The organism is Azospirillum palustre (assembly GCF_002573965.1).
GTDB classification, from domain to species: domain Bacteria; phylum Pseudomonadota; class Alphaproteobacteria; order Azospirillales; family Azospirillaceae; genus Azospirillum; species Azospirillum palustre.
Map to the genome: position 1 here is coordinate 152,107 of NZ_PDKW01000041.1, position 12,516 is coordinate 164,622.

General features: G+C 68.7%; 6 protein-coding genes. 1 reads left to right on the plus strand and 5 read right to left on the minus strand.

The window, feature by feature from the left end; genetic code table 11:
• Positions 1-86 precede the first annotated feature (86 nt).
• The 5 genes from CRT60_RS14475 to pdxR all read right to left on the minus strand — a co-directional run bounded on the left by CRT60_RS14475 (position 87) and on the right by pdxR (position 11,606).
• Entirely contained in the window at positions 87-1,184 is a 1,098-nt protein-coding gene (locus tag CRT60_RS14475) for a response regulator (RefSeq protein WP_244592504.1), read from the minus strand.
• Positions 1,185-1,352: 168 nt separating this feature from the next.
• Entirely contained in the window at positions 1,353-3,491 is a 2,139-nt protein-coding gene (glgX, locus tag CRT60_RS14480; protein WP_098737861.1) for a glycogen debranching protein GlgX, read from the minus strand.
• 494 nt (positions 3,492-3,985) lie between these two features.
• Positions 3,986-6,274, minus strand: a complete 2,289-nt coding sequence (glgB, locus tag CRT60_RS14485; protein WP_244592505.1) for a 1,4-alpha-glucan branching protein GlgB — start codon at positions 6,272-6,274, stop codon at positions 3,986-3,988.
• Positions 6,275-6,438: 164 nt separating this feature from the next.
• The gene (gene treS / locus CRT60_RS14490; protein ID WP_098737134.1) at positions 6,439-9,774 is read right to left on the minus strand and encodes a maltose alpha-D-glucosyltransferase; all 3,336 of its coding nucleotides are present in this window, start codon (positions 9,772-9,774) and stop codon (positions 6,439-6,441) included.
• A gap of 326 nt (positions 9,775-10,100) precedes the next feature.
• The gene (gene pdxR / locus CRT60_RS14495) at positions 10,101-11,606 is read right to left on the minus strand and encodes a MocR-like pyridoxine biosynthesis transcription factor PdxR (RefSeq protein WP_098737135.1); all 1,506 of its coding nucleotides are present in this window, start codon (positions 11,604-11,606) and stop codon (positions 10,101-10,103) included.
• Between the two features lie 133 nt (positions 11,607-11,739).
• On the opposite strand from pdxR, the gene CRT60_RS14500 reads away from it, so the two are divergent.
• Positions 11,740-12,426, plus strand: a complete 687-nt coding sequence (locus CRT60_RS14500; protein WP_098737862.1) for a pyridoxamine 5'-phosphate oxidase family protein — start codon at positions 11,740-11,742, stop codon at positions 12,424-12,426.
• Positions 12,427-12,516: the final 90 nt, after the last annotated feature.

Below are 12,516 nucleotides of genomic sequence, written 5' to 3' on the forward strand. Positions count from 1 at the left end.
GGGCTTAGGGATTGGGACGGAGACTGCCGGCGTCAATGCCGCACGGCGGCCTATGCCATCGGCGCTCCCCAATCAGCCGGCTCCCATCAGCCGGCGGACAGGGCCGTGCCGGCGGCAGCCGGCAACGGGGCGGACAAGGCGACGGGCTGGTTCGCGCCCTCGTTTGCGCCCTCGTCGGCCGCGGCGGCGGTGGAGGCCGTCAGCGCCGCCGCAGCGGCGGCCTTGGCCTGGGCGATCTGCTCCAGCCGGCTGCGGTAGCCGGCGACGGCCGACGACACCTCGTGCGTCATCGCCTCCAGCGCGCGGTCGGGATCGACGGCCTGCATCAGGGCGCGGGACAGCGCCTGCAACTGGTCACGGTCGTCGGCGGCAACCGGACCGGTTTCGGCGGTGGCGCGCACCTTGTCGGCCAGCGTCTTGATCGCACGGGCGACCGCCTCGACGGGGGCATGGTCGCCATCGTCGCCCAGCCGGCGCAGCAGATCGTCCAGGAAACCGCCGATGCGGCCGACATGGTCGATGGACATGCGGTCGGGAGCCGGCCGCGCCAGGCCGACCAGGGCGAACTCCACCAGGAAGGCGACCTGGATGCTGGCGCGCAGCCGCTTCTGCGTGGTGACGGTGGCGACCGCCTCGTTCAGCTGCATGCGGGCGCCGGACTGGGTCCATTGCCCGGTCGCCTTCAGCCTCAACGTGTTGGGTGCGTCCAGAACCGGGACCTGCGCCCCTTCGCGCGGCGATTTGCGGCGGTCGGGCCCGATATAGTCGGCGGTGACGACGAAGCCCTTGCGCGACTCGATCAGGCTGACGATGCGGTCGCGCACCTGCTTGGGCGACACCGGCTTCATCAGCAGATCGTCGCCGCCGACATTGGTGACGCGGGTCAGCAGCGCCGGGGTCGGCGCCCAGGTGGTGACGATGACGCAGGCAAACGGGTTGGGCACCGTCGGTTCGTTGCGCAGCGCCCGGATGAAGTGGAAGGCCTCGGAATCCTCGCCGTCGGCATCGACCAGCACCAGATCGGGCATGACCGACCCCAGCAGGCCGGTGGCGGCCTTCACCGAATCGAACAGCTCCACCCGCCGGAAGCCCAGCCGGATCAGCACGTCGCGGAACACGCGCGCGGTGTTGAGCTGGCTGTCGATGATCGCGGCGTCGACCTGCGAGAAATCGTAATCCGGCATCGTCCTACCCGAAGCTCCGCTGCGGCTGTGACGGAAACGCGCCACACAGCGTAACACACGTTGTCTCCGCCCGTCGCGGTAGCATCTCCACCCGGGGGAGGGACAGTGGGCAAAGGATCGCAGGGCACCGCATGGCATGTCTTCCGCTCATCTCTCCTGCCCGCCCCGTCACATTCCCGCCTGCTCCACCAGGGTGAAGACCAGGACCGTCCGCCCGTCGACCAGCGCCGACCGACCGGCCAGATGGATGCGCTCGTCCCCCGCCCCGTCGTCGATGCGGGTGTCGAGCACGCAACGCCAGCCCCGGCCGCCCGGCACGTCGGGCAGGGTCACGGTCAGGGTGTCGGCATGGGCGTTCAGCACGATCAGCAGGACGCCGTCGGACAGCGGCTGCCCGTCCGGACCGACATGGGTGCCGGCGCGGCCGTTCAGCAGCAGGACGATGCAGCGCGCCTGGGTGTTGCGCCAATGCTCGGCGGTCTTCTCCACCCCTTGCGCGTTGTACCAGACGATGTCCTTCAGCCCGTTTTCCGCCACCTCCCGCCCATGCAGGAAGAGCGGCCGGCGCAGCACCGGATGGGCGCGCCGGAGCGCGATCAGCCGGCGGACGAAGGACACCAGCGCCCCGTCACGCTTGCTCCAGTCCAGCCAGGTGATGTCGTTGTCCTGGCAATAGGCGTTGTTGTTGCCGTCCTGGCTGTGGTCCAGCTCGTCGCCGGCCAGCATCATCGGCGTGCCCTGCGACAGCATCAGCGTCGCCAGCATGTTGCGCTTCTGCCGCGCCCGCAGCCCGGTCACCGCGGGATCGTCGGTCGGCCCCTCCACCCCATGGTTCCAGGAGCAGTTGGAGGAATGGCCGTCGCGGTTCTCCTCGCCGTTCGCCCAGTTGTGCTTGTCGTTGTAGGAGACGAGGTCGTGCAGGGTGAAGCCGTCATGGGCGGTGATGAAGTTCACGCTGGCCCAGGGGCGGCGCCCGCGCTTCTCGAACAGGTCGGCGGAGCCGGCGATGCGGCCGGCCAGTTCCGGCAGCATGCCGTCGTCGCCGCGCCAGTAGCGCCGCACGGTGTCGCGGTAGCGGTCGTTCCACTCCGCCCAGCCCGGCGGGAAATTGCCGACCTGATAGCCGCCGGGACCGACGTCCCACGGCTCGGCGATCAGCTTGACGTCGGCCAGCACCGGGTCCTGCCGCACGGCGTCGAGGAAGCCCGAACCGGGATCGTAGCCGTAGGGCTCCCGCGCCAGCACGGTGGCGAGGTCGAAGCGGAAGCCGTCGACATGCATCTCCGTCACCCAGTAGCGGAGGCTGTCCATCACCATCTGAACCACGCGCGGGTGGCTGAAATCCAGCGTGTTCCCGGTGCCGGTGTCGTTGATGTAGTAGCGCGGGCTGTCCGGCATCAGCCGGTAATAGCTGAGATTGTCGATGCCCTTGAAGGACAGGGTCGGCCCCAGATGGTTGCCTTCCGCCGTGTGGTTGTAGACGACGTCGAGGATGACCTCGATCCCCGCCTCGTGCAGGCGGGCGACCATCGTCTTGAACTCCGACAGGACGCCGGTGTTCATGTAGCGCGGCTCCGGAGCGAAGAAGCCGATGGTGTTGTAGCCCCAGTAGTTGGTCAGGCCGCGGGTGACGAGATGCTGCTCGTCGGCGACGGCCTGGACCGGCAGGAACTCCACCGAGGTGATGCCGAGCGCCCGCAGATACTCGACGACGTTCTGGGTCGACATGCCGGCGAAGGTGCCGCGCAGATGGGCCGGCACGTCCGGATGGCGCATGGTGAAGCCGCGCAGATGGGTCTCGTAGAGAACCGTGTCGGTCCAGGGCACCCGGCGGTGGCGGTCATGGCCCCAGGTGAAGGCGCCATCGACCACCCGGCATTTCGGCATGCCGCGGGCATTGTCGCGCCGGTCGAACGATAAGTCCTCCTTGGTCGAGCCGACCCGGTAGCCGTAATGGGCGTCCGACCATTTGAAGCCGCCGAACAGCGCCCGGGCATAGGGGTCGATCAGCAGCTTGTTCGGGTTGAAGCGGTGCCCTTCCTCCGGCTCGTAGGGTCCGTGGACACGGTAGCCGTAGAGCAGGCCGGGCCGGGCGTCGGGCAGATAGCCGTGCCAGACCTCGTCGGTGTGTTCCGGCAGGGTGATGCGCTCCACCTCGCGCTGGCCGGTCTTGTCGAACAGGCAAAGCTCCACCCGCTCGGCATGGGCGGAGAAGATCGCGAAGTTGACGCCGAACCCGTCCCAGGTGGCGCCGAGCGGAGTGGGCTTGCCGGGCCAGACCGGGGTGCGGGCGGGGGTGGAGGGCATCAGCGGTCGGCCTGTGTGGTGGAGGTCGTAGAGGTGATCGGCATGGCCGGCAATGCGGCGGGGCGCCGGATGGCTGGCCGGCGGATGGAACGTTTGGAACAGGATGAAACGGTTTTCGGGGCCTGTTCCAGTGTTCCACACCCTCGGCAGCACCGCAGCTTGCGGTTTTCCCGCCGGGTCCGCATCGCGTCATCAAGGGAGGGAACGGGGTTCCTGTCGACCATCAGCCAGCGCACGCCTCACCGGTTCCCCGAAAAGACCCAAGGGATCCAATAAGAAAGCCTCCCCCCGGCGGCGTCAAGGGAGGTTGGCAAAGGGACCAGGGCAGCGAGGTCGGGCCGGGGCGCAAAGCGCGCCACCAAGGGGCATCTTGCCCCTTGGCAATCCCCTGGCGCAGGCGTGCCTTCGGCCCCCCCTCATCCTAACCTTCTCCCCAGGGGGGAGAAGGGATTGGGGTTGGGTTGGGTTGGGCGGGTGCGGGTTGGCAGGCGGCGTTACTCCGCCTTGCGCTCCAGGATCAGCGTCGACAGCGGCGGGATGGTCAGGTCCAGCGAGTGGGTGCGGCCGTGCCAGGGGATTTCCTCGGCATAGACGCCGCCGCCGGGGTTGCCGACGCCGCTGCCGCCGTACTTCGCGTCGTCGGTGTTCATCCGCTCGACATAGCGGCCGGGAAGCGGGACGCCGACGCGGTAGCCCTGGCGCGGGACGGGCGTGAAATTGCAGACCGCGATGACGATGTGCCCGGACTCGTCGGCCTTGCGCAGGAAGGTGAAGACCGAGTTCTCGTTGTCGTTCGATTCGATCCACTCGAAGCCGGACGGGTCGCAATCGGTCCTGTGCAGCGGCTCCAGCTCGCGGTAGAGGCCGTTCAGGTCGCGCACGAGGTCGCGCATGCCGCGGTGCATCGGCTGGTCCAGCAGATGCCAGTCCAGGCTGCGCGCCTCGCTCCACTCCTGCCACTGGGCGAACTCGCCGCCCATGAACAGCAGCTTCTTGCCGGGATGGGCGAACATGAAGCCGTAATAGGCGCGCAGGTTGGCGAATTTCTGCCAGTCGTCGCCCGGCATCTTGTTGATCAGCGAGCCCTTGCCATGGACCACCTCGTCATGGCTGAGCGGCAGCACGAAGTTTTCGGAGAACTGGTAGATCAGCCCGAAGGTCATCTCGTGGTGATGGTAGCGGCGGTGGATCGGGTCGCTCTGCATGTAGTGCAGCGTGTCGTGCATCCACCCCATGTTCCATTTGTAGCCGAAGCCGAGACCGCCGAGGTAGGTCGGCTTCGAGACCATCGGCCAGGAGGTGGATTCCTCCGCCACCGTCATGGCGCCCGGCTGCTGGCCGTAGACCAGCTCGTTCATCCGCTTCAGGAAGGCGATGGATTCGAGGTTCTCGCGCCCGCCGAACTTGTTGGGGACCCACTCCCCCTCCTTGCGGCTGTAGTCGAGATAGAGCATGGAGGCGACGGCATCGACGCGCAGCCCGTCCAGCTTGTACTGGTCGAGCCAGAACAGCGCGTTGCCCAGCAGGAAGTTCTGCACCTCCGTCCGGCCGAAATTGTAGATCAGGGTGTTCCAGTCCTGGTGGAAGCCCTGGCGCGGGTCGGCATGCTCGTAGAGATGCGTGCCGTCGAAATCGCCCAGCCCGTGCGGGTCGGTCGGGAAATGGCCGGGCACCCAGTCGAGCAGCACGCCGAGGCCGGCGCGGTGGCAGGCATTGACGAAGTCCTTGAAATCCTCCGGCGAGCCGTGACGGGCGGTCGGCGCATAGAGGCCGATGGGCTGGTAGCCCCAGGAACCGTCGAACGGATGCTCGGTGATCGGCAGAAGCTCGATGTGGGTGAAGCCCATGTCCTTGGCGTAGGGGATCAGCCGCTCCGCCAGTTCCTGATAGGTCAGGAAGCGGTTGTCCTCCTCCGGCACCCGCGCCCAGGATCCGAGATGGACCTCGTAGATCGAGATCGGCGCAGTGCGCTCGGAGGCGGCCAGCTTGCGGCTCTGCCAGTCCTGATCGCGCCAGTCGTAGGACGACAGGCCGTGGACGACCGAGGCGGTCGCCGGGCGCATCTCCGCCTGGAAGGCGTAGGGGTCGGCCTTGGCCGGCATCAGGTTGCCATCAGGTCCGCGGATCTCGAACTTGTAGCGCTGGCCGGCATGGGCACCGGGAACGAAGATCTCCCAGACGCCGACCTCGACACGCCGGCGCATCGGCATCCGGCGGCCGTCCCAGTTGTTGAAATCGCCAACGACGCTGACGCTGCGGGCGCTCGGCGCCCAGACGGCGAAGGACACGCCGGCGATGCCGTCGACCTCGCGCGGGTGGGCGCCCAGCTTCTCGTAATTGCGCAGGTGGGTGCCTTCGGCCAGCAGATGGACGTCCAGCTCGCCCAGCATGTTGCCGAAGCGATAGGCGTCCTCGAACTCCTGGGTCGCCAGCGGGTATTGGGCGCGCAGGCGGTAGCGGAAACGCTCCGTCCGGTCGGGCATCACGGCGAGATAGAAGCCGTCCTGGTGGATGCGCTCGGCCTCGCCGGCCGGCTCGCCGGTGGCGCTGTCGATCACCCACAGCTTTTCTGCGCCGGGCACGAAGGCGCGGACCTCCACCGGGCGGCCGGGCGCTTCCTGCTGCATGCCCAGCACGGCGAAGGGATCGCCATGGTCGGCCCGCACAATGGCGTCCGCCGCCGCGCGCAGGGCCTCGGCCCGATGGTCGGCAGCGCGCTGTTCAGGGGTACGGCTTTCGGAGACGCCGGTTTGCGCCTGGTCCTTGCGGGTGTCCGTCGTCATGTCGCTCGCCATTGGCCAAGTGCCCTTCTTCGTGGACCGGTAACTCTCACAACGCCGTCATCCCTGCGAAGGCAGGAATGACGGCCGACGCCGGAACGCCGTCTCCGGAGGTGAACATACCCGCGGCGGTTTCGTCACACCATGCCCGCCGCGGATTTGTCCGGTCATTCCTTCGCGCCCGCCTCCTTGGCATCGTCGAGAAGGCCCAGCACGCCCTTCACCGGGATGCCGATCCAGCCCGGCCGGTTCGCCGCCTCGTAGCCGATCTCGTAGAAGGCCTTCTCCAGCAGGAACAGGGTCAGCAGGCCGCGCGCGGTCTCTTCCGCCTCCGGCCAGGCCGGGCAGCCCTCGATGGCCGTGCGATAGCCGTCGAGGAAGGCCCCAGTGCTGCGGCGTTCCCAGTCGCGGGCGGCGGCCAGCGCCGGGCTGTCGCCGCTGTTGGCGCCTTCGCCGGCGCTGTCCAGCCGGAACAGCGCCGCCCAGGCCGCATAGTTGAAGGAGCGCAGCATGCCGGCCACGTCGCGCAGCGGGCTGGATTTGGCGCGGCGTTCCTCCAGCGTCTTGGCGGGCTCCCCTTCGAAGTCGAGGATATACCAGTCGTTCTGCGCCCGCACGACCTGCCCCAGGTGATAGTCGCCGTGGATGCGGGTCTTGACGCCGCCGGCCGGCATCGACGCCAACGCCGAAATGCGCTCCATCGCCTCGCCCCGGCGGGCCAGCAGCTGTTCGGCGTCGGTCCGCACGTCCGCAGACAGGCGGTCGAGCGTCCCCGGCAGGGCGGCGAAGGCAGCCTCGGCCTGGGTGCGAACGGCATCGGCCCAGTTCGCCAGATCGCCGGCGGCGATCGGCTCGGGATCGAAGGCCGGATTGCCGGTGCTCTGCGCCAGCGCCCGGTGCAGTTCGGCGGTGCGCTGCCCCAGCGTGGTCATCATCACCAGATGCATGCCGAACGGCTCGCCCGATTCGGCGGCGTCCTCGGTGCTGCCGGCGACGCCCAGCCGGATGTCCTCCAGCTGGCGCTCCAGCTCCTCAACCGTGCTGGCCCAGCCGTCGCCCTGGTTGCGGACGAAGGCCTGGGCCACCGCCAGCGCGGTCGGCGTGCCGTCGGCGGCGACCTGCTCCACCGTGCCCAGCAGGGCCGGGGTGTTGGCGAAGCCGACCTCGGTCAGGAAGCGGCCCATCTCGACCTCGGGATGCTCGCCCTCGACCAGACGGCGCAGCACCTTCAGCACGATCTGGCTGTCGACCAGGACGGAGGTGTTGCTCTGCTCCACGCCCAGGCGCCGCACCTCGGGCTCCGGCGACAGCTCGATGGCGCCCAAAGCCTCGGTCGCGGTGAAGCGGATGCTGTCCTCCCCGGCGGTGGCCTTCAGCGTGTCGCCGCGCCGCAGCGCCTCGATCAGCGCCAGGGCGAAGCCGTCGGCCTGCACGGCGTCATAGATGGCGCCGGTCCGCGGACCGCGCCGCACCTTGGCCAGCGTGTAGGGCAGCAGCGGCCAGCCGGTGCCGCCAGCCCCGTCCTCCCAGCTCATCGCCATCGGCAGGAAATAGCTCTGGTCGGCGGCGTCGCCATCCAGGCCCACGAGAGTCCGGACCAGCATGAAGCCCTCGCCCGGCCCCGGAAGCTGGGCGGCGAGCGTGACGTGCGAGCGGGTGATGCGGCGGTCCTTGGCCGAGAACCAGCGCTGCTGCGGCAGGAAGCCCTGGAGGACATCGCGGCCCAGCTCGTCCGCCGCCTTGCCGCTGGTCAGGCTATGCCAGCCGTCGCGGACGACGACGGTCAGCAGGTCGGGCACCGGCTCCGGCGGGGTCTCGTGCCAGGTCGGCAGCTCCGCCTCGGCGGTCAGGGCGAACCAGTAGAAACCGTAGGCCGGCAGGGTCAGCAGATAGGGAAGGTCGCCGACCGGCGGGAAGACGGTGCGGCCCAGCAGTTCGACCGGAATGCGGCCCTTCCAGTTTTTGAGGTCGAGCTCAACCGCCTGGGCCGAGCGCGACAGGTTGGCGACGCACAGCGCGATCTCCGACCCGTTCTCGGTCTCAAGCGAGCGGATATAGGCCAGGACCTTGCGGTTGCCGGGATAGAGCAGCGAGAAGCTGCCGCGGCCGAAGCTCTGGCGCTGCTTGCGCACCGCCACCAGCCGCTTCATCCAGTTCAGCAGCGAGGAGGGGTTGCGGGACTGCGCCTCGACATTGACGGCCATGAAGCCGTAGATCGGATCGAGCACCGCCGGCAGGTAGAGCCGCGCCGGATCGGCGCGCGAGAAGCCACCGTTGCGGTCGATGGACCATTGCATCGGCGTGCGCACGCCGTCGCGGTCGCCGAGATAGATGTTGTCGCCCATGCCGATCTCGTCGCCGTAATAGAGCACCGGCGTGCCGGGCATCGACATCAGCAGGCTGTTCAGCAGCTCGATCTTGCGGCGGTCGTTCTCCAGCAGCGGGGCGAGGCGGCGGCGGATGCCGAGGTTGATCCGCATGCGCCGGTCGGCGGCGTAGAAGTTCCAGAGATAGTCGCGCTCGGTATCGGTGACCATCTCCAGCGTCAACTCGTCATGGTTGCGCAGGAAGATGGCCCACTGGCAGTCGGCCGGGATGTCGGGCGTCTGGCGCATGATGTCGGCGATGGGATGCCGGTCCTCCATCGCCACCGCCATGTAGATGCGCGGCATCAGCGGGAAGTGGAAGGACATGTGGCATTCGTCGCCGCCCTTCTCCGGATCGCCGAAATAGGGCAGCACATCCTCCGGCCACTGGTTGGCCTCGGCCAGCAGCATGCGGTCGGGATATTCGGCGTCGAGCGCGGCGCGGATCGCCTTCAGGACGTCGTGCGTCTCCGGCAGGTTCTCGTTGTTGGTGCCCTCGCGCTCCTTCAGGTAGGGAATGGCGTCGAGCCTGAGCCCGTCCACCCCCATGTCCAGCCAGAAGCGCATCACCTTCAGCACCTCCTCCAGAACCTCGGGATTGTCGAAGTTCAGGTCGGGCTGGTGCGAATAGAAGCGGTGCCAGTAATAGGCGTTGGCGACCGGATCCCAGGTCCAGTTGGACTTCTCCGTGTCGCAGAAGATGATCCGCGTGCCCTGGTACTTCTGGTCGCTGTCGGACCACACATAATAGTCGCGGTGGTTGGAGCCCGGAGGCGCCTCCCGCGCACGCTGGAACCAGGGGTGCTGGTCGGAGGTGTGGTTGATGACCAGCTCGGTGATCACCCGCAGGCCGCGCTTGCGGCACTCCTCCATGAAGCGCCGGAAGTCATCCAGGTTCCCGTAGGTCGGGTTGACCGAGGTGTAGTCGGCGATGTCGTAGCCGTCGTCGCGCAGCGGCGATGGATAGAAGGGCAGAAGCCACACGGCCGTCACACCCAATTCCTGGATGTAGTCCAGCTTCTGGGTCAAGCCGGCGAAATCGCCGATGCCATCATTGTCGGCGTCGAAGAACGCCTTGATGTGCAGTTGGTAAATGACGGCGTCCTTGTACCAGAGCCGGTCCTGCCGATCGATCATGAGTCCAGCACTTTCGAGAAGCGATTGACGGAACACGTGTCGCGGGAACACGGGACGGAAACAAGCCAGAGGGTCGAAGGTTTCACCCGGACGACCGTCCGGCAACCCTGACTTCCGGATAGTCGGGTCGGCGGAAACCCAGGCGTACACCCTTCAGCGAAGGTGCCGGAGGGCTCGTTCGAATGCGCGGCAATCCGGAGTGGACACGGATTGACGCCGATGGGTCAGGCCGGCAGCCCAGTCGTACGTACCGCCTTGGACGCATGTCGTACAACGGAGGTTCCTTCGCCGCGCCTGCCAGTGGAGGAGCAAATGGCGAGGTCGCTTCAGCTCTTCGGCATATCTGCCGCCATCCGCGCCAGATCGCGCACTGCCCGGTCGAGCGCTGCCTCGTCATGGGCGGCGAAACCGAGAAGGACGCCATTGCCGAGGCCCGCTTCGGTGGTGCTGGAGCCAGCGCGGTAATAGCTGGACAGCGGCGGCGTGGTCAGGCCGATGCGGGCGGCGCGCTCGGCCAGGACATGGTCGGGACAGTCCGGCGGCAGGCGGAGCAGGACATGCATGCCGGCCTCGCCCGCCTCGGCCGTGGCGAAACCGGCGAAGACAGTCTCTATCGATGCCAGGATGGCGGCGCGCTTGACGGCGTAGAGCGAGCGCATGGCCCGCAGGTGCGAGGCGAAATGGCCGTCGGCCAGGAAGCGGTGCAGGGCCGCCTGCGGCACCACGCTGGTCCCGCCATCGAAATGGCGGCGCGCGGCGCGCACCGGCTCCACCAGATCGGGCGGCACCACGACATAGCCGAGCCGCAGCGCCGGGAACATCACCTTGCTGAAGCTGCCGACATAGATGACGCGGCCGGCGCCATCCAGCCCCTGGAGCGCGGCCAGCGGCGGGCCGGCATAGCGGAACTCGCTGTCGTAATCGTCCTCGACGATCCAGGCGTCGCGCGCCGCCGCCCAATCCAGCAGGCGCAGGCGGCGGGCGAGGCTCATCGTCACGCCCAGGGGGAACTGGTGGGACGGGGTGACCAGCGCCAGCCGGGCATCGGCCCCGCGGGCCATGCCGGCGGCGACGTCGATGCCCTCCCCGTCCACCGGCACCGGCACCAGCCGCGCCCCGGCGCCCAGCAGGGCGGCGCGGTTGCCGGGCCAACCGGGCTCCTCCACCCAGGCCTCGTCGCCGGGGTCGAGCAGCAGCTGTGCCATCAGCGCCAAGCCCTGCTGCGCACCGGAGACGATGACGACCTGCTCCGGCTCGCAGCGCACGGCGCGGACCGCCCGCAGATAGGCGGCGATCTCCGCCCGCAAGGGGCCGTAGCCCAGCGGGTCCGGCTCCGTCGCCAGCGCCCGCCCGCCATGGCGCCAGCAGCGGCCGATCAATTGCGCCCACAGGCCGAAGGGAAAGGCCCCCAGGTCCGGCGTGCCGAGCGCGAAGGGCCGCCCCACCCGGTCGCGGGCGATGGACGGCGCCTCCGCCAGCGCCCGGCCGCGGGCGGACAGCCCGACACCCCGGCGCGCCTCGTCGCGGCCCGAGATACCGCCGGGTGCCGCATCGGGCAGGGAGGCGGCGACGAAGGTGCCGGCGCCGACCCGTCCGGTGACGTACCCCTCCGCCAGCAGCGTGTCGTAGGCGGTGACCACCGTGTTGCGCGACAAGGCCCATTCGGTGGCGAGCGCCCGGCTGGGCGGCAGCCGCTCCCCCGGGCGCAGGCGGCCATCCAGCACCGCCTGACGCAGGGCACGGTAGAGCTGGCGGTGGAGCGGCTCCGCCCCGTCCCGGTCGAGCGCCACCGGCCCCAGGCTGGACAGAACCGGACGTGCCGAACGGGCCATGGCGATCCTCGCGAAGGTCAAGCAAAGCGGTCTGCGGAATTGGTCCCAATGAAATCGACATTCCGGACCTTTCGAAGGGGCCATTTTGCCGGCCATTCTGGATCACCGCAACAGTCCGGCCCTGAGCACGACAATGACCAGCCTTCCCGCCGATTCCGCCCTCAACGAATCCACCGCCGCTTCCTCCGCCGCCTTGGCGCAGACCCCGCGCACCCGTCCGGTGCGGCTGGGCGACCGCGGCAGCCATGACGTCGCCCAGATCCACGCCATCATCGACGAGGCGCCGATCTGCCACGTCGGCTTCGTCGACGATGCCATCAAGGGCCATGGCACCCCCTCCCCCATGGTGATCCCGACGGTCCCCTGGCGGGTGGGCGATGAGCTGATGATCCATGGCGCCTCGTCCAGCCGGATGATCCGCCGGTTGCAGGAGGGGGGCGAGGCCTGCATCACGCTGTCGCTGATCGATGGCTGGGTGCTGGCACGCTCGGCCTTCCATCACTCCGTCAACTACCGCTCGGTCATGCTGTTCGGCCGGCCGCGGCTGGTGTCGGAAGAGGCGGAGAAGCGTGCCGCCCTCGATGCGCTGATGGAGAAGATCGAGCCCGGCCGCAGCGCCAAGGTGCGGGCGCCCAACGTGCAGGAACTGAAGGCCACGTCGGTTCTGGCCTTCCCGATTGCCGAGGCATCGGCCAAGCGGCGCTCCGGCCCGCCCGCCGACGATCCGGAGGATATGGCCCACCCGGTGTGGGCGGGTGTGGTGCCCCTGCGGCTGACCGCCGGCGAACCGGAACAGGACTTGGCCCAGACCGCCGGCTGAGGCGCAGACGGCGCCCGGAACCGAAAAAGAAAAAGGCCGCGACCGGGAAGCCCGGCGCGGCCTTTTTCTTTGCGGTTTCTCCCGCTGGCG

Coding starts and splice junctions, on each gene's coding strand:
- CRT60_RS14475 (WP_244592504.1), bottom strand. CDS start 1,184: ATGCCGGATTACGATTTCTCGCAGGTCGACGCCGCGATCATCGACAGC.
- glgX (WP_098737861.1), bottom strand. CDS start 3,491: ATGCCCTCCACCCCCGCCCGCACCCCGGTCTGGCCCGGCAAGCCCACT.
- glgB (WP_244592505.1), bottom strand. CDS start 6,274: ATGACGACGGACACCCGCAAGGACCAGGCGCAAACCGGCGTCTCCGAA.
- treS (WP_098737134.1), bottom strand. CDS start 9,774: ATGATCGATCGGCAGGACCGGCTCTGGTACAAGGACGCCGTCATTTAC.
- pdxR (WP_098737135.1), bottom strand. CDS start 11,606: ATGGCCCGTTCGGCACGTCCGGTTCTGTCCAGCCTGGGGCCGGTGGCG.
- CRT60_RS14500 (WP_098737862.1), top strand. CDS start 11,740: ATGACCAGCCTTCCCGCCGATTCCGCCCTCAACGAATCCACCGCCGCT.